A 26,946-nucleotide genomic window follows, 5' to 3' on the forward strand; every position below is an offset into this window, starting at 1 on the left:
TGCACCTTGCCTGCGGGGAAGGGCGCGCAGACAACGCGGCGTTGCGGGATCGCCCATGCCGCGTGCGAGATGCGGCGCGGGCCTTGCGTAGGCCTTGCGGGACGGGGGGCAGGGGGCTAAACGGGCGGGGATCAGAACAGGGAATACTGGCCCCATGTCCATCGACATTGATACTGCCCGCCGCGTGGCGAAGCTGGCCCGGATCCGGGTCGAGGAGGCCGATCTTCCGGCGCTGGCCGGGGAGCTTTCGGGGATCCTCACCTTCATGGAGCAGCTGAACGAGGTGGATGTGGAGGGGGTGGAGCCCATGACATCGGTCACGCCCATGCGCCTGAAGCGGCGCAAGGATGAGGTGACGGACGGGAACATCCAGGCGGCTGTCCTGAAGAATGCGCCCGATGCGCGCGAGGGGTTCTTTGCCGTGCCGAAGGTGGTGGAATGAGCGCGAACACTTGGACGATCGCGGCGGCGCGGGATGCGCTGCGCAAGGGCGAGATTTCGGCCACCGATCTGACCATGGCCTGTCTGACCGCGATCGACGCGGGCGATGCGCTGGGGGCCTTTGTCCACAAGACGCCCGAGATCGCGCTGGATCAGGCGCGGGCGGCGGAGGCGCGGATCAAGGCGGGCGATGCGCCGTCGATGTGCGGGATCCCCCTTGGCATCAAGGATCTGTTTGCGACCCGCGGCGTGCCGTCGCAGGCGGCATCGAACATCCTGCGCGGGTTCCGGCCGGAATATGAATCCACCGTCACCACCAAGCTGTTCGAGGCGGGCGCGGTGATGCTGGGCAAGCTGAACATGGACGAGTTTGCCATGGGGTCGAGCAACGAGACATCGTGCTATGGCCATGCGGTGAACCCTTGGAAGGTCGACGGGCGCAAGCTGACGCCGGGCGGATCTTCGGGCGGGTCTGCGGCGGCGGTGGCGGGCGATCTGTGCCTTGCCGCGACGGGGACGGATACGGGCGGGTCGATCCGCCAGCCTGCGGCCTTCACCGGGATCGTGGGGATCAAGCCCACCTATGGGCGGGTGAGCCGCTGGGGGATCGTGGCCTTTGCCTCGTCTCTGGACCAGGCGGGGCCGATGACCAAGACGGTGCGGGATGCGGCGATCTTCCTGCAGGCGATGGCGGGGCATGATCCGAAGGACAGCACGTCGGCCGATCTGGCCGTGCCGGATTTCGAGGCGGCGCTGACGGGCGACATCCGGGGCAAGAAGATCGGCCTGCCGCGCGAATACCGCATGGAGGGGATGCCTGCGGAGATTGAAAAGCTGTGGGCGGACGGTGCGGCAATGCTGCGCGATGCCGGGGCGGAGATCGTGGATATCTCGCTGCCCCATACGAAATACGCGCTGCCTGCCTATTACGTGATCGCGCCGGGGGAGGCGTCTTCGAACCTCGCCCGCTATGACGGGGTGCGCTATGGGCATCGGGCGAAGCTGGCGGCGGGTGACGGCATCACCGAGATGTATGAGAAGACCCGCGCCGAGGGCTTTGGCAAGGAAGTCCAGCGGCGGGTGATGATCGGGACCTATGTGCTGTCGGCGGGGTTCTATGATGCCTATTACAACCGCGCGCGGAAGGTGCGGGCGCTGATCAAGCGGGATTTCGAGCAGGCCTTTGCGGCGGGGGTGGATGCGATCCTGACGCCTGCCACGCCGAGCGCGGCCTTTGGTCTGGGCGAGATGTCTTCGGCCGATCCGATCGAGATGTATCTGAACGACGTCTTTACCGTGACGGTGAACCTTGCCGGGCTGCCCGGTGTGGCCGTTCCCGTGGGGCTGGACAAGCAGGGACTGCCCCTGGGGCTGCAGCTGATTGGGCGGCCGTGGGAGGAAGGGGACCTGCTGAATCACGCTTATGTGCTGGAGCGGGCGGCGGGCTTTGTGGCAAAGCCTGCGAAATGGTGGTAATCCCCCGGATCGAACGGAGCCGAGGCGTGAAGATGCGTATTGTCCTGATGCTTGCCCTGACAGCCGGTGTGGCGGCCTGCACCCAGAGCGTGCCTGACAGCGGCGCGGGTGTGGGGTTTCAGGATTACAACAGCTATCTGCGCGAGCAGGCGGCGGCGGACCCGCGGGCCTCTACGCCGGTGACGCCGGTCGCGCCGTTTGGCACGGCGGTTGCGCCTGCGACGCAGACGGGCGGGTTCTCGCCCGATCTGGCGGCTGCGGCGATCGACCGGGCCAGCGGGACGGGTGGGGCAGCCACGGGTGCCGTGATCGGCGCGCCGCTTTCGGCCACGCAGCCTGCGCCGGTTGTCCTTGCCGATCCGATGGCCCAGCCATCCGCGGGGGTGGCGGCCTTTGATCCGAACGATCCCAACCGCCCGCGCGGCAATGCGCCGAGCAACATTCAGTCCCAGTCCGGCGAAATGGTGCACAACAATGGCGGCATTTCCGACGAGCAGGACTTTGCCGCCGTGTCCCAGCGCGAGACGATCGAAAGCGATGCCGAGCGGCTGGCGCGGAACCGGGCGCAATATACGGTGATCCAGCCGACGGCGGTGCCGGAACGCGCGGATACGGGGCCGAACATCGTGCAGTTCGCGCTGTCCACGACCCATGCGCCCGGCACGCAGGTCTATAACCGGTCGTCGCTGCGCTTTACCGATCAGGCGGCGGCCTGTGCGCGCTATGCCTCGCCCGATCTGGCGCAGGAGGCGTTTCTGGCGGCAGGCGGGCCGGAGCGGGATCGGCGCGGGCTGGACCCGGATGGCGACGGCTTCGCCTGCGCCTGGGATCCGCGGCCCTTCCGCCTGCAGTGAGCTTTCCTTCGCCGAATTGCGGCGAAAGGCGGGGCGGGGCGCGGCCCGACCTGATCGTGATCCATTACACGGCAATGGCCAGCATGGCGGCGGCGCGGGCGCGGCTGTGTGATCCCGCGCATGAGGTATCGGCGCATTGGCTGATCGGGGTGGATGGCGCCGTGGAGGCGCTGGTGGATGAGGCCTTGCGGGCCTGGCATGCCGGGGCGGGGGCATGGGGGGCGGTGACGGATGTCAACTCGCGCTCCATCGGGATCGAGCTGGACAATGGCGGGGCGCAGCCCTTCCCCGAGCCGCAGATGGCGGCGCTGGAGCGGCTGCTGGCCGGGATCATGGGGCGCTGGGCGATCCGGCCGGAACGGGTGATCGGCCATTCCGACATGGCGCCTGACCGCAAGGGTGATCCCGGGGCGCGCTTTGACTGGCGCAGGCTGGCCATGGGGGGGCTGTCGGTCTGGCCCGAGGCGCGAAGCGGCGGTCGGCCGGCCGAGTTCCTCGGCCATGCGCGCCGCTTCGGTTACCCGGATCTGGACGAGGGGATCCTCTTGCGGGCGTTCCGCCTGCGCTTTCGCCCGGGGGTGGAGGGGCCGGTCGATGCCACCGATGCCGCGATGGCCGCTGATCTGGCGGCGCGTTTTCCGGTGGATGTGTCGGCTTGACGGCAGGGAGCGCGGGGCGTAAGCCGCCCCTCGCGCGGATGGCCGGATGACCGCGGGTGCGAGCCCGAGGAAAGTCCGGACTCCATGAAGCAAGGGTGCCGGGTAACGCCCGGCGGGGGTAACCCCAGGGAAAGCGCCACAGAGAAGAGTCTGCCCCGCTTGCGGGGTGATGGTGAAACGGTGGGGTAAGAGCCCACCGCGGACCGGGCAACCGGGACGGCACGGCAAGCCCCACCCGGAGCAATGCCGAATAGGGGCCTCGCGCGGAAAGGTCTGCGGCTTTGCAGAGACCTCCGCAGGGACGCTTCAGCCCAGAGGCCCGGGTTGGCAGCTTGACCGCCGCGGCAACGCGTGCGGCAGAGGAATGGTCATCCAACCCCGGATCACGGTCCGGGGCGGACAGAATCCGGCTTACAGGCCATCCGCGCGTATTCCTTGGCCACTGTCGCAACAGGGGGCCTTGCCCCCTCGCCGCCCGCGGCGGCTCACCCCCAGGGTATTTGGGCTAAGATGAAGGCCCGGGGGCTTTGTGGGGCTGCCGCTTCATCTTGGGAAAAATACCCTGGGGGTCCGGGGGGAACCCCCGGCGGAGCCAAGCGGCGCAGGCCGCGCGGGCGACCTGAAAGGCTTGCGCCGCAGGCGCGCAATTTGATGATCGGCGGGTGGTTTGGCTGTTGACTCTGCCGGTTGCCCGAGTAAAAGGCGGGCTTCAAGAGATTTCGCGGGGGCGCAGGCGTTTCCCCGGTTCAGGAGAGACGACTATGGCGAAACCGGCGACGATCAAGATCCGTCTGAACTCGACGGCGGGGACCGGGCATTTCTACGTGACCAAGAAGAATGCCAAGACCATGACCGAAAAGATGGTCGTGAAGAAGTACGATCCCGTCAAGCGCGAGCATGTGGAATACAAGGAAGGCAAGATCAAGTAAGATCCTGCCGACAAGAGCCAGTGCGCGGGCCGTCCCTTGGGGCGGCCTTTTGCTTTTGCGCGTATCGCGGGGGCCGCGATCGTGCTAGGCTTTGGCATGGATCAGAGCCTTACCCTGCGTCGCGCGCGGCTTTCGGATCTGGCGGCCGTGGACCGGCTGTTGCAGCGCAGCTATCCGCGCCTTCTGGGGGCGGATTATCCCCCGTCAACCATGGTGCTGGCCCTGCCGATCATCGCCCGGGCGCGGCCGGAACTGCTGGCCTCGGGGCGGTATTTCGTGGTGGAGGCAGAGGATGGCCGCATCCTCGGCGCCGGGGGGTGGAGTCTGGGCAAGCCGCAGCCCCGGGCGGCGGCGGGTGTGGTGGTGCCGTCGCGCCCCGTGGCGGAGCGCGACGAGGCCGAGCCGGGCTGGGCCGCGCAGGTGGGCATGGGGCATGTGCGCCATGTGGCGACGGACCCGGATTGGCTGCGTGGGGGCGTGGGGCGGGCGATCATGGGCGAGGTGATCGTCGAGGCGCTGCGGGCGGGGGTGCATTGGCTGGATTGCCTGTCCACGCGCACGGCGGTGCCGTTCTACGCGGCGCTGGGGTTCCGCGTGCTGCATGAGGTGGAGGTGCCGCTGGGGCCGGGCATCCAGTTTCCGGCGGTGCGGATGATGCGGCAGATCGCGCCCTGACGGGGGCATGGAAAAAGGGGCCGGTCTGGTGACCGGCCCCCCCTGTTTGTACCCTGCGGGCGCTGCGCTTATTCGCGGTTGCCCAGGAATTGCAGCAGGAACATGAAGATGTTGATGAAGTTCATGTAGAGGTTCAGCGCGCCCATGATGGCGGATTTGCCGAGCCATTCTTCATCGCCGTACTGCGCGTGCTGGATGTAGGTGTTCTTGATGTTCTGCGTGTCGAACGCGGTCAGACCCGCGAAGATCAGCAGACCGATCACCGAGATCGCGAAGGCCAGCGCGCCCGAGCCGAGGAACAGGTTCACGATCGAGGCGACGATGAGGCCGATCAGGCCCATCATCAGGAAGGTGCCCATGCCCGACAGGTCTTTCTTCGTGGTGTAGCCCCAGAGCGAGAGGCCCGCGAAAGCGATCGCGGTCACGAGGAAGGTCTGCGCGATCGACACGCCGGTGAAGGCGGCGAAGATCCAGGCGATGGACAGGCCCATCACCGCCGCGAAGGCGTAGAAGAACAGTTGGGCCGCGGCCTGCGACAGGCGATTGATCGCCGCGCCGAAGGCAAAGACCATGATGAGCGGTGCGAACATCACCACCCAGCCGAGGATGTTCGGCTGCAGGGTGGCGGGGTCGCGGAAGATGGACAGGAGCGCGTCCGACGTGCCGACAGCCCAGGCCACGCCGCCGGTGAGCAGCATGCCCACGGACATCAGGCCGTAGACCTTGTTCATATGGGCGCGCAGCCCGGCGTCGATCTCGGCGGTCCGGGCGCCTGCGCCGACCGAACGGATCGTCTGGTATTCAGCCATGTGAAGCCTCCGATGTTGAGCCAACGGCTGCGGGTTGGCATCCCACAGGCCGGATGAGGCCAATATCGGGACGACGGCCTTTCATTTCAAGACGCTTGGCAGGGAAACGATGCAGGCGGAATGTCGCTTTTTTGGGGTTTTTGCGGGAGGGGCGGCGCGGTCAGCGGCGCCAGTTGGCGGGGACATCCCAGAGGGGACGGCTGGCTTCGGCCTGTGCCTCGTCACGGGTGAGGCCGATGTCGCGCAGGAGATGGTCATCGAGTTGCGCGAGTGTGGCGCGCTGGCGCAAGAGCGCCCGCATCTGGGCGAGGCGCTCGCGCAGGCGGAGGCGGCGGGTGGGACGGGACGCGGGGGTGGCGAGCGAGCGGTCCATGGTGGGGGCTTTCATGCTTGATGGTGATGGTTGTATCTGATTTCATCAGAATGGTTGAAATATGCCGCGGCTTTTGGCATTTTGAAAATGAATGATTGTTGCATATCGCATCAGGGGGATTGATGATGGCGCGCACGCTGGATCTGGTGGCCTTGCGGTCTTTCGTGGCGGTGGTCGATGCGGGCGGGGTGACGCGAGCAGCGGGTTTGCTGAACCTGACGCAATCGGCGGTGTCGATGCAGTTGAAGCGGCTGGAAGAGGCGTTGAACCTTGGCCTGTTCGCGCGGGCGGCGCGCAAGCTGACCCTGACGCCGGAGGGCGAGCAGCTTTTGGGGTTCGCCCGGCGGATGCTGGCGCTGAACGATGAGGCCCTGGCGCGGCTGACATCATCGCAGTTCGAGGGGGAGATCCGGCTGGGCGTGCCGCATGACATCGTCTATCCGGCGATTCCGGGCATCCTGAAGCGGCTGTCGGCGCAGTTTCCGCGGATGCGGATCAATCTGGTGTCATCCTTTACCATCCTGCTGAAGGAGCAGTTCCAGAGGGGCGAGCTGGACCTGATCCTGACGACGGAGGATGCGCCGGGTGCGGGGGCGGAGGAATTGGGCGCGCGGCCGCTGGTCTGGGTCGGGGCGGAAGACGGGACGGTCTGGCAGAAGCGGCCCTTGCGGATCGGGTTCAAGGATACCTGCATCTTCCGGCGCAAGGCGGTTGCGGCGCTGACGGCGTCGGGCGTGCCATGGGAGATGGCCGTGCTGGGCGAAAGCGAGCAGGCGATCGAGGCGACGGTGGCGGCCGATCTGGCGGTGACGGCGCGGTTGACCAATGCGATGCCGCAGGGGTTGTATCCGCTGGACACCAAGGGGCAGTTGCCCGATCTGGGGACGCAGACGATCTGCCTTTATGCCGCGCCCACGCTGCGGGGCGAGGCGGCGGAACTGCTGATGCAGGAGATCCGCAACGCCTATTGCTGCTGAAGGTCGATCACCACCTTGCCGGTGGCGGCCCGGCTGCGGAGGAGGTCCAGCGCTTCGGGCAGGCGGTCGAGCGGCAGGCGGTGCGAGATGTGGGGGCGCAGGTCGCCCGCGGCATACCAGTCGAGGAGCGTGGCAAGGCTGCCCTTCAGAAGGGCGGGCGCGAAGCTGCGATAGCCGCCCCACCAGAAGCCGATGACGGTGATGTTCTTGACCAGAAGGAGGTTGGCGGGAACCTGCGGCACGCTGCCCGAGGCGAAACCGATGGTGAGGATGCGGCCATCGGGGCGGGTGGCGCGGAGGGCGGCATCGAAGGCCGGGCCGCCGACCGGATCGTAGACCACATCCGCGCCGCCCAGATCGCGCAGGGCGGATTTCAGATCGGGGTGGTCGCTGTCGATCACCTCATCCGCGCCGGCCGCGCGGGCGATGGCGCGTTTCTCGGCCCCACGGGCGGCGGCGATGACGCGGGCGCCGAGGCGTTTTCCCACCTCGACCGCCGTGAGGCCCACGCCGCCCGCCGCGCCGAGGACGAGGAGGGTTTCACCCGGTTGCAGGCGCGCCTTGTGGGTGAGGGCGAGGTGGGAGGTGCCGTAGGCGATCTGGAAACCCGCAGCCTCAACCATCGGCATGGCGGGGGGGAGGGGGAGCAGGCTGTCTGCCGGGAAGCAGCCCCGTTCGGCCAGCCCGCCGTGGCCGGCATAGACGGCGACGCGGGTGCCGGGGGCGGGGCCGGTGGTGCCGGGGCCGAGGGCGAGGACAGTGCCTGCGAGTTCGAGCCCGGGGATGAAGGGGAGAGCGGGTTTTTCCTGATAGCGGCCCTCGGCCATCAGGAGATCGGCGAAATTGAGCCCGCAGGCGGCAATGGCGACCAGCGCTTCGCCCTGCGCGGGATGGGGATCGGGCAGGTCGCGCAGGGTGGCGGGCGTTCCAAATTCGTCGATCTGCCAGGCGCGCATGTGGGTGACTTTCTGCCTTTGCGTGTCAACGACGCAGGTAGTACGCGGCCGAGGGGGCATCCAGCGGAAAGTTATTTGCGAAATGCGAAGATCGGGCGAGAATCATTGCAAAATGCTTTGCAAAATGAAATACACTTAAAACGAGAATCTGTGCTCTGTTGCTTCCGCTTAGAGTATGACGGGACTTTGGTCCAAACCCTCTTCTCCAGATGTATAATGCATCCTGTCCAAACAGACAGGTTTTTGCATCTTTCTTACCTTTTCTGTGGATAAATCTTAATCAAGTAACTTTGGCATACGAATTGCTTGTAGTTGAGCGGGGACTTGGTCCGAGGAGTAGAGAATGAAGCATCCTGTTGACGCCCATGTGGGGAAACGCATCCGGCACCGGCGTTGGATGGTGGGCATGACCCAGCAGCAACTTGCCGACAAGGTCGGGATCAAGTTCCAGCAGATCCAGAAATACGAGACCGGGATGAACCGGGTGTCGGCCTCGCGACTGTGGGATATTGCGGATGCGCTGGGTGTGACGATCGGCTTCTTCTTCGAGGGGCTGGATGACAGCCGCGAAAGCGCGCAGGCGGCCGAGGGCGACTTCATGGCCGACAAGGAAGCGCTGGAACTGGTGCGGTCCTACTACGCGATCCCCGAGGCGCAGCGCCGCCGCCTGTTCGATCTGGCCCGCGTGCTGAGCGACGCGGCCTGATAGGGGCGTGCCGCGTGCGGGGACGTGCCGCGCGCGCGAGGCCGCTCCGCTGTGCCTGACCTTTGGCTTGACCCTGTCCCCCCGTGCGGATAGCGCGGGGGGACAGTCATTTCCGGGGGAGGGGCAGATGCGGGTTTCGGCGCAGGTTGCGGCAGAGTTGATCGCCACGGCGGCGGAACTGGCGGATGCGGCGCGGGAGGCGACGCTGTTGCACTTCCGGCGGGCCGACCTGACGGCGGATACCAAGGAAACCGAGCGGTTCGATCCCGTGACGGTGGCGGACCGGCTGTCGGAAGAGCGGATGCGCGCGATCCTGAAGCGCCGCCGTCCGCAGGACGGCATCCTGGGCGAGGAATTCGGGGCGGAAGCCGGGACGAGCGGGCTGACCTGGGTCCTCGATCCGATCGACGGGACGCGGGGCTATCTGTCGGGGACGCCGACCTGGGGGGTGTTGATTTCGGTGCGCGACGCGGTGGGGCCGATCTACGGGATCATCGACCAGCCCTATATTCGCGAGCGGTTCGAGGGGGGCCTTGGCCGGGCCGAGGTGAACGGGCCATCGGGGCGCGCGGGGTTGCGCTGCCGGGGGGCGCGGCCGCTGTCGGAGGCCATTCTGTTTTCCACCTTTCCCGAGGTGGGCACGGCCGAGGAGGGCGCGGCCTTCCGGCGTGTGGTGCCGCAGGTGCGGCTGACGCGCTATGGCACGGATTGCTATGGCTATGCGCTGATTGCGGCGGGGATGGTGGATCTGGTGATCGAGGCGGGGTTGCAGGCCTATGACGTGCAGGCCCCCATCGCGGTGATCGAGGCGGCGGGGGGCATTGTCACCGATTGGGAGGGGCGGCCCTGCCATGACGGGGGCCGCGTGCTGGCCGCCGCCAATGCCGAGGTACATGCGGCGGCGCTGGCCTTGTTGCGGGGCTAGACCTGCGGCGTCGCGCCCGGCCACGGCGGTGGCTTTTTGGGTATTTGGGCCAAGATGAAGCGGGCAGGGCCAAGGGTGGGGGTTTTGCTGCGGGCGGGGCTTGGCCTGCGGCTTGGGCGGGGCTAGGCTGGCCGGGCGCGGGCCGAGTCCTTCCCCCTTCTGTCGCCCGCCGTTCCCGATCCACCGAAGGGGGTGGGCGAGAGGGGAAGAAGCCATGCCTGAGAGAGAGATCCTGATCCGCGGGGCGGCGGCCGTTGTCACCATGGATGGCGCGCGGCGCGAGATTGCGGGGGGCGATGTGCTGCTTCGCGGGGGCGTGGTGGCCGCCGTGGGGCAGGGCTTGGCCAGCGCGGGCGAGGTGGTGGTGGCGGCGGGCTGCGTGGTGACGCCGGGGTTCGTGAACACGCATCACCATCTGTACCAGACGCTGACGCGGGCGGTGCCGGGGGGGCAGGATGCGCTGCTGTTCGGCTGGCTGAAGACGCTGTATCCGATCTGGGGGCGGTTCGGGCCGGAGGAGATGTTCGTCTCCGCGCAGGTGGGGCTGGCGGAACTGGCGCTGTCGGGGTGCACGCTGACATCGGATCATCTGTACCTTTATCCCAACGGGGCGCGGCTGGATGACACGATTGCCGCCGCCGCCGAGGTGGGGCTGCGGTTCCATCCCACACGCGGGGCGATGAGCATCGGGGAAAGCGCGGGCGGCTTGCCGCCGGATGCGCTGGTGGAGCGGGAGGCGGCGATTCTGGAGGATTGCATCCGGGTGGTGGATGCCTTTCACGATCCTCGCCCGGGCGCGATGGTGCGGATGGGGCTGGCGCCCTGTTCGCCTTTCTCTGTCAGCCAGGAGTTGATGCGGGATGCCGCGCTGCTGGCGCGGGACAAGGGGGTGATGCTGCACACCCATCTGGCGGAGAATGACGAGGATATCGCCTATAGCCTCGCGCGGTTCGGCTGCCGTCCGGGGCAATATGCCGAAGATCTGGGCTGGGTGGGCGAGGATGTCTGGCATGCCCATTGCGTGAAGCTGGATGGTTCGGAAATTGAACTTTTCGGGCAGTCGGGGACGGGGGTTGCGCATTGCCCCTGTTCGAATTGTCGATTGGGTTCGGGCATCGCGCCGGTGCGGGCGATGCGGGATCGGGGTGTGAAGGTGGGGCTTGGCGTGGACGGGTCGGCGTCGAATGATGCGGGCAATCTGGTGGGTGAGGCGCGGATGGCGATGCTGTTGCAGCGTGTGGCGCGGGGGGCGGATGCGATGGGGGTGCGCGAGGCGCTGGAAATCGCGACGCTGGGGGGCGCGCGTGTGCTAGGGCGGCAGGACTGCGGATCGCTGGAGGTGGGCAAGCGGGGCGATGTGGCGGTGTGGGATCTGTCTGGGGTGGACGCGGCGGGGAGCTGGGACCCGGTGGGGGCGCTGCTGCTGTGTGGGCCCGCGCGGGTGAGGCATCTGTTTGTCGAGGGGCGGCAGGTGGTGCGGGACGGCGAGATGGTGACGATCGACCTGCCGCGTGTGGTGGAGCGGCAGAAGCGTCTGGCGGCGCGGTTGATGGGGTGATAGGCGGGGATCATGTCGCATAATTTTGAAGCCCAGCGCCGCGAGACCTTTGCCACCTTCAAGGGGGCGAAGGGCCTGCCCGCGCAATCGGTGATCGACTTCATCTTCTTTGTCGAGGAGACGGATGCCAATTGGGGGGCCTTCGAGAAAGCCCTGAAGGCGCGGGGATTCAAGACGCGGCGGCTGGGCGATGACGAGACGGTGATCGCCTCTTTCGGCCCCATCCCGGTGACGCCGGAGGCGATCTGGGACAAGGAGCGTCTGGCCACCGAGATTGCGCTGGCGCATGATTTCTATCCCGACGGCTGGGAATTGGCCGAGTAAGGACGTGTCCGGCGACGGATCTGCCGCGCGGCGCCAGTGGTGCAAGCGGCGGGCGGGTTGGTCTTTGCGCCGGGGCTGATCCCTGACGTGGGGGCGGGGCGGGTCATTGGCGATGCGCTGATGGTGCTGGCGGCGGTGATCTTTGGATCACGCTGGGTGCCTTGCCTGGGGGATCGTCTGGGGCGGGATCGGATCGGGGCGGTCGTCTTCGGGCCCGGCGGCGTGTCGGACGGGGCGATGGGTGCCGTGACGGCGCTGGCCTGTTTTCCGTGGGGTAGCTGGGGCGCCGGCTTTGGGGAAGAGGCAGAGGGGCGTTCCGCCCCCTCTTGGCGCTGCGCGCCAATTCACCCCCTGAGGGTATTTTTGCCAAGATGAAGCCGAGGGGCGTTAAGGTTAATCGGTTCAGGGTTAACGGGTTTGTTGGGGTTTTCGGGGGTGGCGGATCATGGGTCGTTCGGGATGCGGGGGGGGAGGGCGACGCATGGCCGGGGGGCGTGGGCGGCGGATGGGTCTTGCGGCAATTGGTTCATGGGCAGGGGGTGTTCTGCCCGCTTTTCTCGCGGCGTGGCAGTTCACCCTCTGCGGGTGTTCTTCGTCAAGAGAGAGCCGGGAGGCTTTAAGGTTAATGGGTTGGAGTTTGGGGATTTTTCGGGGTTTTCGCGGCTTTGGATCGGATGCCGTCCAGGGTGGGCGGTGGGTGGTGGGTGGTTTTGGGGGCGTGGGCGGCGGTTGGGTCCGGCGGGACGAGGGGGAGGGAGAAGGGCGTTCCGCCGTCTTCTGGCGCCGTGCGCCGAGTCACCCCTTGAGGGTATCTTTGCCAAGATGAAGTCGAAGGGGGGCGATAAGGTTAATGGGTTGATTTGTCGGGAGTTCTGCGGGCTTTGGATCGGATGGCTTCCGGGGTGGGCGGTGCGTGGTTGGGGGCGTGGGCGGCGGTTGGGTCCGGCGGGACGAGGGGGAGGGAGAAGGGCGGACCGCCGTCTCCTGGCGCTGTGCGCCGGTTCACCCCTTGAGGGTTTTCGCCAAGCTCAAGGTGGGGGCGTTAAGGTTAATGGGTTGGAATTTAGGGGCTTCTTGAGGGGGTGTTGCGGGTCTTGTCGGGCGGCGGGGGCGGATAGGGGGCGAGCCTGAGGGGTACCATGGGGCTGTCCGATTGGCGAAGGTCAGCTTTGGGTTGTATCCGGCGACGTCTGTAACGGTTTGCCGCCGATCCAAACGGCGCGGATGGCGCGGTCGTCGCCCATCATGATGGTGGGGAAGAGTGCCTCCCACAGGGTTTCGGCGCGGGCGGTGGCCTGTGCGATGGCGGGGGTGGAGGCGAGGTCGAGGATCGTGAGGTCCGCCTCCATCCCGGGGGCGATGTTGCCGATGCTGTCTTCGGCGCGAAGGGCGCGGGCGGAGCCTACGGTGGCGAGCCAGATCAGTTGCGACGGATGCAGCGCCTGCCCGCGCAACTGGGCGATTTCATAGGCGGCGGCCATGGTGTGCAGCATGGAGAAGGAGGACCCGCCCCCCGTGTCGGTGGCAAGGCCCACGCGAAGGTGGCGGGCGAGGGACATGTCGAACAGTCCCGATCCGATGAAGGTGTTGGAGGTGGGGCAATGGACGAGGCTTGCCCCTGCCTCGATCAGGCGGGCGCGTTCGCGGTCTGTCAGGTGGATGGCGTGGCCGTAGAGGGCGCCTTCGCGCAGGAGGCCCTGCGCCTCGTAGGTATCCAGATAGTCGCGTGACTGGGGGAAGAGGGTGCGGACCCAGGCAATCTCATCCGTCTGTTCGGAGAGGTGGGTCTGCATCAGGCAATCGGGATATTCGCGCCAGAGGCTGCCCAGGGCGGCAAGCTGTTCGGGGGTGGAGGTGGGTGAGAAGCGCGGGGTGATCACATAGGAGAGCCGGTCCACCCCGTGCCACTTCTGGAGCAGCGCCTTGCTGTCGTCATAGGCGGATTGGGCGGTGTCGCAGAGGCCCGGCGGGGCGTTGCGGTCCATGCAGGTCTTGCCCGCGTAGAGGCGCATGCCGCGGGTCTGGGCGGCGGTGAAGATGGCGTCCACGCTGGCGGGGTGGATGGTGGCATAGGTGCAGACGGTGGTGGTGCCATGCGCGGTGGCAAGGTCGAGATAGCGGTTGGCGATCGCCCCGGCATAGGCGGGATCGGCAAAGCGCATCTCTTCGGGGAAGGTGTAGCTGTTCAGCCAGTCGATCAGCCGTTTGCCCCAGGAGGCGATGATGGCCGTCTGGGGGTAGTGGACATGGGCGTCGATGAAGCCTGCGGTGATGAGCGCGCGGCCATAGTCATGGAGGCGCGCCTGCGGGTGGCGCCGGCGCAGGTCATCGGCGGGGCCGGTGGCGGTGATGCGGCCGTCTTCCACCAGCACGGCGCCGTGGGTTTCGTGATGGGCGGCGGTTTCGCCCGCCGCGAAGGGATCGGCGGTGAAGGAGAGAACCTGTCCCAGCAGGAGATCGGCCATGGCATATCCTTGCTTGCGCCGCTTCCGGCGGATCGTGTGTCTTTTGCAAGCCTATGGTCTTTTGGCGCATGGGTAAATTTCCCCATGCCCCCTGTTTCGCAGAAACAGCTTTCGCTAGGCTGGGGGTAATCGGGCGGGGTGCGGCATGGCAGACGACACGGCAGGGATCGACGAGATCGAACTGGACGAGGGCCGGGTCGCGGCGCTGCGCATCGCGGTGGAGGCAGGCGATACAGGCGAGGTGCTGCGTCTGGTGGAGCCGCTGCACGCCGCCGACATTGCAGACTTTCTGGAACAGATCGACGCGGCGGAGCGGCAGGCCTTTCTGGCGATCTATGCCGGAGAGATCGACGGCGATCTTCTGTCCGAGATCGACGAGACGATCCGCGAGGAAGTGATCGAGAGCCTGCCCGCCGAGGTGGTGGCGGATGCGGTGCGCGATCTGGACACCGACGATGTGGTGGACATCCTGGAGGATCTGGAGGCCCCGGCGCAGGGGCGCATCCTTGACGCGCTGGATGATGCCGACCGCGTGGCGGTGGAACAGGCCATGGCCTATCCCGAGGGGTCGGCCGGGCGCCTGATGCAGCGCGAGGTGGTGGTCGCGCCCGAACATTGGACTGTGGGCGAGGCGATTGATTTCCTGCGCGGGGCAGAGGTGCTGCCCGATCAGTTCTATCATGTGATCCTTGTCGATCCGCGGATGCGCCCCCTTGCCTATGTCACGCTGGGGCGCATCCTTTCGGCCCGGCGCGAGGCAAGCCTGCGGGATCTGGCGGAAGAGAGTTTCCGCACGGTGGAGGCCACGGAGAAGGAATCCGAGGTCGCCTATATCTTCAACCAGTACCACCTGATTTCCTGCCCCGTGGTGGATGCGGCGGGGCGGCTGGTGGGGGTGATCACCATCGACGATGCGATGAACGTGCTGGATGAGGAGCATGAAGCCGACATGCTGCTGCTGGCGGGCGTGAGCGAGGAGGCGAGCGTTCTGGACGGCCCCTTCGCCACGATGCGGCAGCGGCTGCCCTGGCTGGTGGTGAACCTGCTCACGGCGTCGATCTCGGCCGTTGTCATCTCGCGCTTCGAAGATACGATCGCGGCCATCGTCGCGCTGGCGGCGTTGATGCCGATCGTCGCCTCGACCGGGGGTGTGGCGGGGACGCAGTCGCTGGCGGTGGCGGTTCGGGCGCTGGCGGCGCGCGATCTGACAAGCAGCAACGCGCGGCGTGTGGTGCTGCGGGAGCTGGCGGTGGGGGCGATGAACGGGCTGGCGCTGGCGGCGATCATCGGGCTGGCGGCCTGGGGGCTGTTTGGCGATCCGTGGATCGGGGCGGTGCTGGCGGCGGCGATGGTGGTGAACCAGATCGTGGCGGCGCTGGGGGGCGTGCTGGTGCCCTTGACGATGGATAAGCTGGGGCTGGACCCGGCGCTGGCGTCGGGCACGTTCGTCACCACGCTGACGGATGTGATGGGCTTTCTGGCCTTCCTCGGCTTTGCCACGCTGGTGCTGATATGAGCGTGGAGGAAGCGAAGGCGGCGGCGCGCAAGGCGGCCTTTGCCGCGCGGAAAGAGGCCTTTGCCCGAGGGCAGGGGCAGGCGGCGGAATTGCTGGCCGATCTTCTGGCGCCGCATCGGGGGCGGGTGCTGGCGGGTTACATGGCGATGCGGACGGAAGTGGACCCGCTGGCGGCGATGGCGGCGCATCAGGGGCCGGTGGGGGTGCCGGTCATCATGGGGGCGGGGCAGGCGCTGCGCTTTCGCGAATGGTCGCCTGGCTGCGCCATGATGGACGGCGCGTTCGGCGCCCGCATCCCGGCAGAGGGCGCATGGCTGGAGCCGGAGGTGGTGATCGTCCCCCTTGTGGGCTTTGACGCGCGGGGCTACCGGCTGGGCTATGGCGGGGGGTTCTATGACCGCACGCTGGCGCGCCTGCGCGCGCGGCACGCGGTGCTGGCGGTGGGTTTCGCTTTTGCCGCGCAGGAACTGCCCGAGGTGCCGATTGATGAATACGATCAGCGGCTGGATGTGATCGTGACGGAAGCCGGCATCAGAACCTTTTCCTGAGCCTGCCCCATTTTCCGTTCGCAAATATCCCGGGGGTCCGGGGGCTGGCCCCCGGTCCCGCAGGTGCAGCCCGCGCGACGGCGCGGATTGCTTGGATACGGATTACTTGGCGATCTTTTCGTCGCGGACGAACATGTTGGCCCAGGCGCGGTCGATCAGGTCGGGGGTCATCTGATAGGGGATCCCTTCGAATTCGCAGATGGCGATCATCTGGTCGATCAGGAACACGGGCTGGTAGTTGGCGAAGTTGTTGTTGATGGTCGGGTACTTGACCTTCAGCAGGTGGACGAGGGCGCGTTCATCCAGCGGCATCTTCTTCTTGCGCGCGACGAGAGCGAAGATCTTGAGGAAGTTTTCCTGACTGGGGCCGTCGATCTTGATCTTGAAGAAGATCCGCCGCAGGGCGGCGCCGTCGAAGATCTCGTTCGGGTGGAAGTTGGTGGAGAAGATCACCAGCGTGTCGAAGGGGACGGTGAATTTCTCGCCCGATTGCAGGGCGAGGATGTCGCGGCTTTCTTCCAGCGGCACGATCCAGCGGTTGACGATCTTTTGCGGCGGCTCTGACTGGCGACCGAGGTCGTCGATGATGAAGATGCCGCCCGTGGCCTTCAGCTGGAGCGAGGCGTTGTAGGTGCGCGCGACGGGGTTGTACTTCAGATCGAGCATGTCGAGCGTCAGTTCACCGCCCGTGATCACCGTGGGGCGTTCGCAGCGCACGTAGCGGGCGTCGAACCGGTTGCCGGACCGGCGCAGGCTGGTCGGATCGTCGGTCTGTTCTTCGGCGGCGGCATGAACGATCGGGTCATAGACGGTGATGATCTGGCCGGAATATTCGATGGCGCGGGGGATATAGATCTTGTCTCCCAGCGCGTCGCGGATGCCGTTCGAGATGGAGGATTTCCCGTTGCCGGGCGGGCCATACATCAGGATGGAGCGGCCAGAGGTGACGGCGGGGCCGAGATTGTCGATCAGGTCGGGGGGCAGGATCAGGTGGCCCATGCCGCGCATCAGTTCCTGCCGGGTCAGCGTGATGTTGCGGATCGACTGGCGCTTGACCTGTTCCTTGTACATGTCGAGCGGCACGGGTGCGGCGCCGTAATATTCGGATTGCGACAGCGCATCGAGCGCGCGCGCCTTGCCCGCATCGGTGAGCTGATAGCCCATTTCGTTGCCCGAGGTGGCGTGCAGGGTGCCTGTCGCCTCGACAAAGCGCTGGCTGCGGGCGCTGTCGATCATCTCCTGGATCAGGGTAAGCGGCAGGGCGATGACGCGCGACATGTCGGAGACATGTTCGAGGTTCATGCGGAACATCGTCTTGAGCAGGAGGTCGCGCAGCAAGACCGGCGACAGGCCGGTTTCGGCAAGGGTCCGGGGCTGCGGCGGCGGGGTCACCGATTGGGTCGGGACGGGCGTCTGTGCCAGCGGCGCGGCCGGAGGGGCGGAGGGGGCGTTCATGCCGGAGACTCTTTCATCAGCGACGGTTGCCGATGGATTAGCCGCCATTCATGGAGAAATTCGGGCAGAGTTGAGGAGGGCGAGCAGAAAGTAGAAACAGAGGGTGCCTGCCAGCGCGAGGCCCATGGGGAATTTGGCATGAGTCCAGCTGGCCCAGTCGGCGCTGGCGGCGCGGAAGGGGCGGACGCTGCGCATCAGGCGATGGGCGGTGAAGGCGGCGAGCAGGCAGATGCCGAACAGGATGAAGACGAAGGCGGGGCTCGTTTCCGTGAAGAAGGGGGCCATGGCGGCGGCGAATTTGGAATCCCCCGCCCCCACCAGCCGCAGCGAGGAAGCGACAAATCCCACCGCCAGCACGATGGCGCCAAGTGCGAGGCCCCAGAGCCATGCGCCGAAGGGCAGGGCGATCGGTCCGATCACCACATAGACCGCCGCCAGCGTGAGGACGGCGGTGTTTGGGATCTTCATGAATTTCATGTCCGACCAGGCCACCCAGATGCAGATGGCAAGGACGGGCAGGATGAACCACGCGGCTGACCAGACCGAGGGCAGATCGTCCACGCGCATGGGCGATCAGGCCTCGAGCGCGGCGAGGCTGCGGACGGCGGCCTCGAAATGCTGGGGATGGGTCGAGATGGCGTCCTGCAACAGCGCCTTGCCCACCGACACGTCGCCCTGCTTGATCGCGGTCAGCGCGAGGGAATAGAGAAGCTCGGCCTTTTCCGTCTGGGTGGTGGTGACGACGGGCAGATCGTATTTGCGCTGCGCGCCGCGGGCGATGACGAGGTTGTTCTTGGCAGTGAAGAGGCCCGGATCGAAGGTGAGCGCCTGCGCGAAAAGCCGTTCGGCCCCGGCGAAATCCTGACGGCTGAGCTTGGAGAAGCCCCAGTTGTTGTAGACGCCCGCGGGTTTGGTCGTCATACCGGCGGCGATCTCGTAGAAGCTGTCGGCCTTTTTCCAATCCTTGCGGCTGTCGGCCACCATCGCCTCGAGCCGGTAGCGTTCGAAAGTCTCATAGGTGGGGGGGATGCGGTTCAGCTCGGCTGCGGCCTTGTCCCATTCGTTGACGCGGATATGCGCATCGGCCAGACCGATGCGATCCTCGTTCGTGCCCTCGGGAGAGGCGACGATTGCGGCCCAGACGGGCACGGCATCGGCGGGGCGGTTGGCGCGGATCAGGGATTTCGCGAGCCCGCGCTTGAGATCGACGCGGTCAGGATTTTCGCTGGAGGCCTTGTTGAAATAGGCGACCGCTTCGGCAGGGTCGCCCACGGTGAGCATGATATCGTTGAGGTTCGTCGCGTCGATCACGTTGACGCTGTCGATGGCGCGCTGCACCTCGGCATCGGAGGCCTTCTGGCAGGCGGTGAGGCCCACTGTGCCGGACAGGCACAGGGCGACAAAGACGGGGTGGCGCATCTTGCTGCGTCCTTTTTGCTGCTCGATCCCTTTTCCCTAGAGTTGCGAGAGCAGGACGAACTGGCCCTGACCGCGCCGCACGAGGGAGAAATTCGGTTCTTCTTGCGGTTCAGTATACACGTTGCTTTCGCTTTGCGCGATAGCGAGGCGCAGATTTTCGCGGATGGAGTCCGTTTGGCCACTGTCAAGCGCGTAGGCCTGCTGGAAGATCAGCCGCGCCTCGGCGGGTTTGCCCTGTTCCATCAGCACCACGCCCAGATTGTTGAGGGCGGGGACGAAGGTCGGGTCTTCGCGGGTGGCGCGGCGCAGGATGGTTTCGGCCTGCCCAAGGCGGCCCAAGCGCAGGTTGGCCGATCCGATGGCGGAAAGGACGTCGGCGTTGATGCCCACCTCGCCCGCCGCGCGCATATAGGCCTTGAGCGCGAGTTCGTATTCGCCCGATTCCATCAGGCGGTGGCCGACGATCAGGCCATCTTCGCTGTCGCCGCGCGCATTGACGCCCGGTGGGGTGCGGCGGTCGGATGTGCCAAGGCCGCCGGTCGATTGACAGGCGGCCAGAAGCGCGAGCCCGGCAAGGGCCGTCAGGTAGCGTTTGGTCACTTAGGGTTCAGCCCCCTCCGAATGCCTTGACCACGCCGTGGATGGATGGCCCGATCAGGATGACCATCAGCGGCGGAACCGTGAACAGCATTGTGCCGAGGGTGAGCTTGGTCGGCAAGGTGTTTGCCTTTTCCTCGGCCCGCATCACGCGCTTGTCACGCATTTCGGCAGAGTAGACGCGCAGCGCTTCGGCGATCGAGGTGCCGAAGGTGGCGGATTGGATCATCGTGGTGACGAAGGAGGTGATGTCGGACAGGCCCACGCGTTCGGACATGTCGCGCAAGACGGCAACGCGTTCCTTGCCGGCGCGGACCTCTTGGCTGACGATCTCGAATTCCTCGGCCAGGTCGGGATAGGCGGGGCCGATCTCCTTGGCCACGCGGGCGATGGACTGGTCGAGCGACTGGCCCGCCTCGACGCAGACGAGCATCATGTCGAGCGCGTCGGGGAAGCCGTCGGTGATGTTCTGCTGGCGGGTCTGCAGGCGGCGCTGGACCCAGTAGGTAGGCAGGTAATAGCCGGCAGCGGCGGGCAGCAGGGTGAAGATGGCCACCTTTTGCAGGTCGAGCGGCTGATTGAGGCTGACGAGATAGGCGTAGAGCATCCCCAGAAGCAGAAGCCCGATGCCCAGCAGGAACTGCATGGCGTGGAACATCCGCACCGCGTTCTTGGAGCGGTAGCCCGCGCGCATCATCTTGAGCCGCGCGGCGGACATCTCTTCCTTGTCCTGCGGTTCGAGGAAGTGGGCGAACTTGTTGAGCTTGTCGTTGCGGTCGCTGCTGCGGCGCAACTCGCCATCACGGCTGCGGTCCCGTTCGCGTTCCGGCTGGCGGACCTGCTGCTTGAGCTTGTCGAAGGGTTCGGCCTCGCGGCGCAGCAGGAAGGGCAGGGTGACGAAGATCAGCAGAAGGCCCAGTCCACCGGCGATGAGCAGGGGGCCCATTTCGCCCATGCGGGCGACGATGAAATCATTCAGCGAAGCAAGCATGGGTCAGACCTTGATGTTGACCATCATCTTCATGAAGATGACGTTGACCACGAGGAAGGCGCAGACGCCGAGCGCCGCCGGGACGAAGACATCGGTATCCCTGACGCCGTCGTAATAGTCGGGCTTGAGCATCTGGATCAGGATAAGGGCCACGATCGGGAAGCCCGACAGGAACATGCCGGACCATTTCGCTTCGGCCGTGATGGCGCGGACGCGGCGGAACAGCTTGAACCGGGCGCGGATCACCTTGGCCAGACCGTCGAGGATTTCGGCGAGGTTGCCGCCTGATTGCTGTTGGATCGACACGGCGACGGCGAGGAAGTGGAGATCCTGATTGTCCATCCGCGAGGCGAAGGAGCGCAGGCTTTCGGCGATGTCGCGGCCATAGGTCGCTTCATCCGCGATCAGGCCGAATTCGGTGCCCAGGGGATCGGCCACCTCTTTGGACACGATGGCGACGGCAGCCGAAAAGGGATGGCCCACGCGCAGCGAGCGGACCATGAGTTCCACCGCGTCGGGCAGCTGTTCCTCGAGCAGGGCCATGCGCTTCTTGGCCTTGTTGGCGACCCAGAAATAGACGCCGCCCACGCCCATGACGACCGACAGGCCAAGGCGAACGGGGGTTTCGGCGGCGGTGCCGACGGTTAGGCCGACATAGGCGAAGACCGACAAAAGCGCCATGATCCCCAGAAGCTGTTGGGGCGAGAAGGCGATGTTGGCCTTTTGCGCCTTGGAGGCCAGCATCTTGTAGAGCGGGATGCCCTTGGCGTTCATATGCTGGGACATTTCCTTGCGGAGTTGTTCCAGCACCTGTTCGCGGTTCTGGTTCTTTTCCAGAAGCGCGAGGCGGCGGCTGACCTTGGAGTTGAGGCTGATGGATTTGCCGAAGACGGTGAGATACAGGCCCTCGACCAGCACGATGACGGCGACGAAGATCAGGATGTAGATGACGGGGGCTGCACTGAATTCCATGGGACGCGGGCCTGATCAGATGATGGGTTCGTAGATGGACGCCGGCAGGTCATAGCCCCACTGGCGGAAGCGTTCGGAATAGTGCGAGCGCACGCCGGTCGCGTTGAAGCGGCCGATGATCTTGCCCGAGGGTTCGACGCCGAGGCGTTCGTAGCGGAAGATTTCCTGCATCGAGATGACCTCGCCCTCCATCCCCGTGATTTCGGTGATGGAGACCATGCGGCGCGAGCCGTCCTGCAGGCGCGAGGCCTGCACGATCAGGTTGACGGCGCTGGCGATCTGCGAGCGGACGGCCTTGAGCGGCATGTCGATGCCGGCCATGGCGACCATGTTTTCAAGGCGCGAGATGCCGTCGCGGGCGTTGTTGGCGTGGATCGTGGTCATGGACCCGTCATGGCCGGTGTTCATGGCCTGCAGCATGTCGATCACCTCTTCGCCGCGGGTTTCGCCCACGATGATGCGGTCAGGCCGCATCCGCAGCGCGTTGCGTAGACAGTCGCGCTGGGTGACGGCGCCCTTGCCTTCGACGTTGGGGGGGCGGCTTTCCATGCGGCCCACATGGACCTGCTGAAGCTGCAGTTCGGCGGTGTCTTCGATCGTCAGCACGCGTTCGGTGTTGTCGATGAAGGAGGACAGCGCGTTGAGCGTGGTGGTCTTCCCCGACCCCGTGCCGCCCGAGACGATGATGTTGAGCCGGGTGGAGACGGCGGCCTGAAGATAGGCGGCCATCTCTTCGGTGAAGGCGCCGAAGCGGACGAGGTCGGCAATGCCGAGCTTGTCCTTCTTGAACTTCCGGATCGAGACGAGGCTGCCATCCACCGCGACGGGTGGCACCATGCAGTTGAAGCGCGACCCATCGGCAAGGCGGGCGTCGCAATAGGGGTTGGATTCATCGACGCGGCGGCCCACGGCCGACACGATCTTGTCGATGATCCGCAGGAGGTGGCGTTCATCCTTGAAGGTGATGTCGGTCAGCGTGAGTTTGCCGCCGCGTTCCACGAAGATGCGCTGCGGGCCGTTCACGAGGATGTCGGAGACGGTTTCATCCTTCAGGAGCGGCTCCAGCGGGCCGAGACCCATGACTTCGTCATAGAGTTCTTGGTTGAGGGTGGCGCGGTCGTCCTTGTTCAGGGCGACGGACATCTCTGACAGCGCCTCGGAGGTGATATCAGCGATTTCGGCGCGCAGGTTCGCCTCGGTCGCGTGTTCGAGCGCGCTGAGGTTGAGGCTTTCGAGAAGCCGCTTGTGCAGCTCCACCTTCAGCTCCATCAGCCGTTCCTTGCGCTTCTTCTCCTTGTCGGCGGCAGCCGCTTCGGGGGTGGCGGGAACGGTGGCAGGGCGCGCGCCGAGGCCGGGCTTGGGCGGCACGACAGCCGCCTTGGGCGGCGCGGCGGCGGCGGGTGCGGCTGGTGCGGCGGCGGTCGGCGCAGGCGTGCCCTGCGTCACGGGACGCAGGGCGGGTTTGGCATCGGATCCGTCAGGTTTCTTGAATCGCGAGAACATCAGATAGGCCCCCCAGGCCAAGGCAGTCTGATCGGGTTAGGGTTACTTGCGGCCGGTTTCGACGGCGCGGTTCAGGTCGAACAAGGATTTGGCAAGCTTCTGGATTTCCTTGCGGACCGGATTCTTTGGCGCGCTGGCCGCAAGCGGATGGCCGTGGTCATTGGCCTGCGTTACCTGTGCGCCGCCGTCCGGGATCTGCACCTCGAGCCGGATGTCGAGGCTTTCGGACATGCGCTTCACCCGGCTCTTGGCAGCGAGGTCGGTGAATTTTGGCGCGCGGTTGAGCACGTAGCGGAGTTTCTCGTGCGGCAGCGTTTCGGCCTTGAGCGCGCGGACAAGGCGCAGCACGTTCTGGGCCGAGCGGAGATCGAGATCCATCATCGCGAAATAGACATGGGCGCGGCTGAGGACGGTTTCGGTCCAGGCCACGATGGTTTTCGGCATGTCGATGATGACGAAATCGAAATTGGTCTGGGCCATGTCGATGATGCGGGCGATATCATCGGGGGCGACGATATCGAGCGGCAGCATGTCGGCCGGCGCGGTGAGGATGTGAAGCTTGTCGTTGTAGGTCAGCATCGCCTCGAGGAAGGCGTCGCTGTCGGCGGCGGCGGTGTCGGACAAGAGTTCGAACACCGCTTCCTTGCGGGGCAGGTCGAGATAGGTGGCGACGGAGCCATACTGGAAATCGAAATCCAACAGGCAGACCCGCGGCGGGGCGGCCTTGTCGATGGTGGCCAGTTCCCAGGCAAGGTTGGCCGCGAAGGTGGAGGCGCCCGAGCCGCCCGACAGGCCATGCACGGGCAGGACCACGCCATCGCGGTCGCCCTTGGCCTTGAAGGCGGGGGTGTGGGGGGCAGCATCGGGGACGGCGTGCAGATGGGTGACGGAGGCGCCTGCGGCAGCGGGCAGGACGGGCGCGGCGGGGGCGGGCTTGCGGATGCGTTCGATCGCCTCTTTCAGCGCGCCATCGGGAAGGGGGTATGGAACGAAGTCATCGGCGCCCAGACGCAGCAGCTGATGCAGGCCTGCGGGGCTGATCTGGTCGGCGATGAGGATGACCTTGATCTGCCGTTCAGTGGCGGATTTGATGATCTCGGTGATGCGGGTGAGGTCGCCCTCATCTTCCGCGTTTACGGCGATGGCCACGAATTCAAGGCTGTCGGCATCCGGCTGCACGAGGAAATCGCGGGCGTCCTCGAAGGTCAGGTCGCCCCAGTTTTCGCCAAGCTCCAGTTCCATGTCGTCGATCAGGAGATCGAAATTCTGGATATCCCGCGAGATGGTGCAGGCCAGAATCGGCGCGGGATCCGGCATCATGTTGGCAGCAGTGCTCATCGCCTTTGTCCTTCTTGGCCGGGGGCGCGGCGATGGGCGGCAAGGCCCGTGCCCCGAAGCGGGCAAGGGTGCAGCACCACCGGTCACCCCCGCACGGCAACGGAGCCGTGAGATTGTTCCCAGTCGAGGGAAAGCTGGGGGGGAATGGTGGCGATTCTTGGGCTAGAAACGCGTGATTGTTTGAAATCTGGCGACTTTAACCGGGCGAGGACGGGGGTTGTCGCGTGAACCGTGGGGGGAAAAGGTAACGGGCGGGAATGATCCCCGCCCGTATTCTGGATTGCGCCGCGATCGGGGGGCGGGGTCAGCCGCCAGCGGGCGGCGCTGACGCCCCGGGATCACCGGCGCCGGCTGCGCCGGTCGTGGTCGTCGGCACCGATACGGCCCCTTCGATGTAGGTGCGGTAGATGATATCGGCGTATTTTCCGTCCAGCACGGTGGGATGGCGGGCGACAAAGCCCGACACTTCGGTCACGGTGCGGCGGTTGGCCTCTTCCGGGCCGGGCGTCTGGATCACGGGGCGGGTTTCACCGTAAGACACCAGCGCCTCAAGCCGCGAGCGCGACAGGCCGCGCGCGGCGAAGTAGCCCACCACGGCCTCGGCCCGGCGCTTGCCGAGGGAATAGTTGTAGCCGTCGGATCCCACCAGATCGGCATGGCCGTAGACACGGAAGCGCACCTCGGGGAACTGGCGGATGAAGTTCGCCTGCCGGTCGAGGGTGGCGCGCGCCTCGGGCGTGAGCTGGGCGCTGTTGAAGGGGAAGGTGATGGTGGTGGGCACTTCGCGGGCGAAGCGTTCGCCCAGCGCCTGCACCGGGTTGATCTGGCCGGTCTGGACGAGGAGGTTGGTCATCGTCGGGTTGCCGAAGCCGCCTTCATCGACGCCTTCACCGATGATCTTGCCGTCGCAGGCGGCCAGCGCAAGCAGGGCCGTGGTGGCAAGGACGAGGGGGGTGCTGTTCTTGGCCATTCCCGTCACTCCATCACATAGCCGTAGGAGCCGGTGAAATCCTGCCGGGCCACTTCGCCCGCGGGACCGTTGGTGGCGGCTTTGCCGACCTCGCCGAACAGGAACAGCTCGCGTTCCGTGGGAAGGCGGACGCGGTCGGTGGGCAGGGCCAGCGCCTCGCCCCGCGTGGGCGATACGAGGTGGGGCGTGACGATGATCACCAGTTCGGATTGCGACTGCTGGTATTCGACAGAGCGGAAGAGCGTGCCGAGGATCGGGATGTCGCCCAGCCACGGGACCTGACCGTTCAGATCGCGGAAGTCGTCCTGCAGCAGGCCCGCGATGGCGAAGCTTTCGCCGTCGCGCATTTCCACCGTGGTGGAGGTTTCGCGACGCTTGAAGGCCGCGAGCGTGATGCCGTTCGACTGCGTGGTGATCGTGCCGTCGATCGAGGAGACGGAAGCGTTGATCTGCAGGTTGATGAGATCGCCATCCACCACGGTGGGGATGAAGTTCATCTCAACCCCGAAGGGTTTGTAGGCCACGGTGATGGTGCCGTCATCCGATACCGGGATCGGGTATTCGCCCCCGGCGAGGAATTTCGCCTCTTGCCCCGACAGGGCGGTGAGGTTCGGTTCGGCCAGCGTGCGGACGACGCCCTTGGATTCCAGCGCCTCGAGCAGGATGCCGATCTGGAGCGAGCCGGTGGTGAAGCCCAGAATACCGGCCGACGAGACGTTCTGGCGCGGTGTCACGCCATCGGGGCCGTTCAGCGTGTTGCCAGGGTTGAGCCAGGTGCCGGTTTCGACGGCGTCATTGGTGCCGGTGATGGCCAGCGAGGAAGACAGGTTCTTGGCCACCGTGCGCTGCATTTCTGCGAAGCGGACCTTGAGCATCACCTGCTGGGTGCCGCCCACGGACATCAGGTTCGACACGCGGCCGGGGGCGTAGCGTTCGGCCAGATCCAGCGCGCGGGCGAGTTTCTGGGTGGAAGATACGGTGCCTGACATGACGATGCCGTCATTGGCGGTGCGCACCTCGATCTTTTCGCCGGGCAGGATCTGGTTGAGCCGTTCCTTGAATTCGGCGATGTCGGTGATGACCTGCACTTCGACATTGGTGATCAATTCGCCTTCCGCCGTGAATAGCGTCAGCGTGGTGCGGCCGGGCGTCTTGCCCAGCACGTAGATCGACCTGTCGGACAGGGTGGAGATATCGGCAATGCCGGGGTTGGCGATGGAAAGTTCCGCGAAGGGAACATCGCTTTCAAGGACCACGGCGCGGTTCATCGGCACTTCGAGTGCCTGAGCCGCCGTTCCCTTGACGACGCGCAGCACCTCGGCGCCCGCGGTCATGGGGGTGGCGGCGGCGAGGGCAAAGCCCATCACGCCCGCTGCCATCAGCTGTCGCATCTGCATCGGTGACCTGCCCTTTCGATCACACCTCTGATCGCGGGTCTTTGTTGCCCGCTCCGTTGCCCAACATGCCTGAGGTGGGGATTTATTGCAAGAATCATTGCCTTAGACGCCAA

General features: G+C 66.0%; 27 protein-coding genes and 1 other RNA gene. 14 read left to right on the top strand and 14 right to left on the bottom strand.

What is annotated here, in order from left to right; genetic code table 11:
• Nucleotides 1–154 precede the first annotated feature (154 nt).
• The 7 genes from gatC to GU920_RS10750 all read left to right on the top strand — a co-directional run bounded on the left by gatC (nucleotide 155) and on the right by GU920_RS10750 (nucleotide 5,034).
• On the top strand, nucleotides 155–442 hold the full coding sequence (gatC, locus tag GU920_RS10720; protein WP_161767009.1) for an Asp-tRNA(Asn)/Glu-tRNA(Gln) amidotransferase subunit GatC: 288 nt from the start codon (nucleotides 155–157) through the stop codon (nucleotides 440–442).
• Nucleotides 439–1,917, top strand: a complete 1,479-nt coding sequence (gene gatA, locus GU920_RS10725) for an Asp-tRNA(Asn)/Glu-tRNA(Gln) amidotransferase subunit GatA (protein WP_161767010.1) — start codon at nucleotides 439–441, stop codon at nucleotides 1,915–1,917. The genes gatC and gatA overlap by 4 nt, the downstream gene beginning before the upstream one ends.
• A 32-nt stretch (nucleotides 1,918–1,949) precedes the next feature.
• Complete coding sequence (locus tag GU920_RS10730; RefSeq protein ID WP_161767358.1) at nucleotides 1,950–2,771, top strand: hypothetical protein; 822 nt, start codon at nucleotides 1,950–1,952, stop codon at nucleotides 2,769–2,771.
• Nucleotides 2,768–3,430: an N-acetylmuramoyl-L-alanine amidase gene (locus GU920_RS10735; protein ID WP_328799255.1), complete on the top strand. Its 663-nt coding sequence runs from the start codon at nucleotides 2,768–2,770 to the stop codon at nucleotides 3,428–3,430. The genes GU920_RS10730 and GU920_RS10735 overlap by 4 nt, the downstream gene beginning before the upstream one ends.
• Before the next feature lie 34 nt (nucleotides 3,431–3,464).
• An RNA gene (gene rnpB, locus GU920_RS10740) (RNase P RNA component class A) lies at nucleotides 3,465–3,860 on the top strand.
• Between the two features lie 331 nt (nucleotides 3,861–4,191).
• Entirely contained in the window at nucleotides 4,192–4,359 is a 168-nt protein-coding gene (gene rpmG, locus GU920_RS10745) for a 50S ribosomal protein L33 (RefSeq protein WP_149588253.1), read from the top strand.
• Between the two features lie 96 nt (nucleotides 4,360–4,455).
• Complete coding sequence (locus GU920_RS10750; RefSeq protein WP_161767011.1) at nucleotides 4,456–5,034, top strand: GNAT family N-acetyltransferase; 579 nt, start codon at nucleotides 4,456–4,458, stop codon at nucleotides 5,032–5,034.
• A gap of 68 nt (nucleotides 5,035–5,102) precedes the next feature.
• On the opposite strand, the gene GU920_RS10755 is transcribed toward GU920_RS10750, so the two are convergent.
• The gene (locus GU920_RS10755; protein WP_161767012.1) at nucleotides 5,103–5,843 is read right to left on the bottom strand and encodes a Bax inhibitor-1/YccA family protein; all 741 of its coding nucleotides are present in this window, start codon (nucleotides 5,841–5,843) and stop codon (nucleotides 5,103–5,105) included.
• A gap of 160 nt (nucleotides 5,844–6,003) precedes the next feature.
• Nucleotides 6,004–6,231 (bottom strand): DUF1127 domain-containing protein, encoded by a 228-nt coding sequence (locus GU920_RS10760; protein WP_161767013.1) that lies wholly within the window; start codon nucleotides 6,229–6,231, stop codon nucleotides 6,004–6,006.
• A 110-nt stretch (nucleotides 6,232–6,341) separates the two neighbouring features.
• Between GU920_RS10760 and GU920_RS10765 the strand changes: the two genes are divergently transcribed.
• Nucleotides 6,342–7,193: a LysR family transcriptional regulator gene (locus GU920_RS10765; protein WP_161767359.1), complete on the top strand. Its 852-nt coding sequence runs from the start codon at nucleotides 6,342–6,344 to the stop codon at nucleotides 7,191–7,193.
• On the opposite strand, the gene GU920_RS10770 is transcribed toward GU920_RS10765, so the two are convergent.
• Nucleotides 7,181–8,149 (bottom strand): NADPH:quinone oxidoreductase family protein, encoded by a 969-nt coding sequence (locus GU920_RS10770; protein ID WP_161767014.1) that lies wholly within the window; start codon nucleotides 8,147–8,149, stop codon nucleotides 7,181–7,183. The genes GU920_RS10765 and GU920_RS10770 overlap by 13 nt on opposite strands.
• 343 nt (nucleotides 8,150–8,492) lie before the next feature.
• Here GU920_RS10770 and GU920_RS10775 point away from each other — a divergent pair, with 343 nt between their 5' ends.
• From GU920_RS10775 to GU920_RS10790, 4 genes are all read left to right on the top strand, one after another.
• Nucleotides 8,493–8,855: a helix-turn-helix domain-containing protein gene (locus tag GU920_RS10775; RefSeq protein WP_101921111.1), complete on the top strand. Its 363-nt coding sequence runs from the start codon at nucleotides 8,493–8,495 to the stop codon at nucleotides 8,853–8,855.
• 127 nt (nucleotides 8,856–8,982) lie between these two features.
• Nucleotides 8,983–9,780 carry an inositol monophosphatase family protein gene (locus GU920_RS10780; protein ID WP_161767015.1) on the top strand — a complete coding sequence of 266 codons (798 nt, stop codon included), beginning with the start codon at nucleotides 8,983–8,985 and terminating at the stop codon, nucleotides 9,778–9,780.
• A gap of 214 nt (nucleotides 9,781–9,994) precedes the next feature.
• Nucleotides 9,995–11,338 (top strand): 8-oxoguanine deaminase, encoded by a 1,344-nt coding sequence (locus GU920_RS10785; protein ID WP_161767016.1) that lies wholly within the window; start codon nucleotides 9,995–9,997, stop codon nucleotides 11,336–11,338.
• A 12-nt stretch (nucleotides 11,339–11,350) separates the two neighbouring features.
• The gene (locus GU920_RS10790) at nucleotides 11,351–11,662 is read left to right on the top strand and encodes a hypothetical protein (protein ID WP_161767017.1); all 312 of its coding nucleotides are present in this window, start codon (nucleotides 11,351–11,353) and stop codon (nucleotides 11,660–11,662) included.
• Nucleotides 11,663–12,825: 1,163 nt separating this feature from the next.
• On the opposite strand, the gene guaD is transcribed toward GU920_RS10790, so the two are convergent.
• The gene (guaD, locus tag GU920_RS10795; protein ID WP_161767018.1) at nucleotides 12,826–14,127 is read right to left on the bottom strand and encodes a guanine deaminase; all 1,302 of its coding nucleotides are present in this window, start codon (nucleotides 14,125–14,127) and stop codon (nucleotides 12,826–12,828) included.
• A gap of 145 nt (nucleotides 14,128–14,272) precedes the next feature.
• Between guaD and mgtE the strand changes: the two genes are divergently transcribed.
• Together mgtE and GU920_RS10805 are read left to right on the top strand one after the other, a co-directional pair.
• Nucleotides 14,273–15,643 (top strand): magnesium transporter, encoded by a 1,371-nt coding sequence (gene mgtE / locus GU920_RS10800; protein ID WP_161767019.1) that lies wholly within the window; start codon nucleotides 14,273–14,275, stop codon nucleotides 15,641–15,643.
• Entirely contained in the window at nucleotides 15,640–16,191 is a 552-nt protein-coding gene (locus GU920_RS10805) for a 5-formyltetrahydrofolate cyclo-ligase (RefSeq protein ID WP_161767020.1), read from the top strand. The genes mgtE and GU920_RS10805 overlap by 4 nt, the downstream gene beginning before the upstream one ends.
• Nucleotides 16,192–16,293: 102 nt before the next feature.
• On the opposite strand, the gene GU920_RS10810 is transcribed toward GU920_RS10805, so the two are convergent.
• The 10 genes from GU920_RS10810 to GU920_RS10855 all read right to left on the bottom strand — a co-directional run bounded on the left by GU920_RS10810 (nucleotide 16,294) and on the right by GU920_RS10855 (nucleotide 26,833).
• Nucleotides 16,294–17,646, bottom strand: coding sequence for an ATPase (locus GU920_RS10810; protein WP_235933229.1), 1,353 nt, complete (start codon nucleotides 17,644–17,646; stop codon nucleotides 16,294–16,296).
• A 48-nt stretch (nucleotides 17,647–17,694) separates the two neighbouring features.
• Nucleotides 17,695–18,213: an A24 family peptidase gene (locus GU920_RS10815; protein ID WP_161767021.1), complete on the bottom strand. Its 519-nt coding sequence runs from the start codon at nucleotides 18,211–18,213 to the stop codon at nucleotides 17,695–17,697.
• Between the two features lie 6 nt (nucleotides 18,214–18,219).
• On the bottom strand, nucleotides 18,220–19,065 hold the full coding sequence (locus tag GU920_RS10820) for a tetratricopeptide repeat protein (RefSeq protein WP_161767022.1): 846 nt from the start codon (nucleotides 19,063–19,065) through the stop codon (nucleotides 18,220–18,222).
• Nucleotides 19,066–19,101: 36 nt separating this feature from the next.
• The gene (locus tag GU920_RS10825) at nucleotides 19,102–19,665 is read right to left on the bottom strand and encodes a tetratricopeptide repeat protein (protein WP_394351558.1); all 564 of its coding nucleotides are present in this window, start codon (nucleotides 19,663–19,665) and stop codon (nucleotides 19,102–19,104) included.
• 7 nt (nucleotides 19,666–19,672) lie between these two features.
• The gene (locus GU920_RS10830; protein ID WP_161767023.1) at nucleotides 19,673–20,653 is read right to left on the bottom strand and encodes a type II secretion system F family protein; all 981 of its coding nucleotides are present in this window, start codon (nucleotides 20,651–20,653) and stop codon (nucleotides 19,673–19,675) included.
• A gap of 3 nt (nucleotides 20,654–20,656) precedes the next feature.
• The gene (locus tag GU920_RS10835; protein ID WP_161767024.1) at nucleotides 20,657–21,625 is read right to left on the bottom strand and encodes a type II secretion system F family protein; all 969 of its coding nucleotides are present in this window, start codon (nucleotides 21,623–21,625) and stop codon (nucleotides 20,657–20,659) included.
• Nucleotides 21,626–21,640: 15 nt separating this feature from the next.
• Nucleotides 21,641–23,128 (bottom strand): CpaF family protein, encoded by a 1,488-nt coding sequence (locus GU920_RS10840; RefSeq protein WP_161767025.1) that lies wholly within the window; start codon nucleotides 23,126–23,128, stop codon nucleotides 21,641–21,643.
• 42 nt (nucleotides 23,129–23,170) lie between these two features.
• Nucleotides 23,171–24,466 carry an AAA family ATPase gene (locus GU920_RS10845; protein WP_161767026.1) on the bottom strand — a complete coding sequence of 432 codons (1,296 nt, stop codon included), beginning with the start codon at nucleotides 24,464–24,466 and terminating at the stop codon, nucleotides 23,171–23,173.
• A 304-nt stretch (nucleotides 24,467–24,770) separates the two neighbouring features.
• On the bottom strand, nucleotides 24,771–25,436 hold the full coding sequence (locus tag GU920_RS10850; protein ID WP_161767027.1) for an OmpA family protein: 666 nt from the start codon (nucleotides 25,434–25,436) through the stop codon (nucleotides 24,771–24,773).
• A gap of 5 nt (nucleotides 25,437–25,441) precedes the next feature.
• On the bottom strand, nucleotides 25,442–26,833 hold the full coding sequence (locus GU920_RS10855) for a type II and III secretion system protein family protein (protein WP_161767028.1): 1,392 nt from the start codon (nucleotides 26,831–26,833) through the stop codon (nucleotides 25,442–25,444).
• Between the last annotated feature and the right edge of the window lie 113 nt (nucleotides 26,834–26,946).

The sequence above is a fragment of the Paragemmobacter ruber genome (assembly GCF_009908315.1).
Lineage (GTDB): Bacteria > Pseudomonadota > Alphaproteobacteria > Rhodobacterales > Rhodobacteraceae > Paragemmobacter > Paragemmobacter ruber.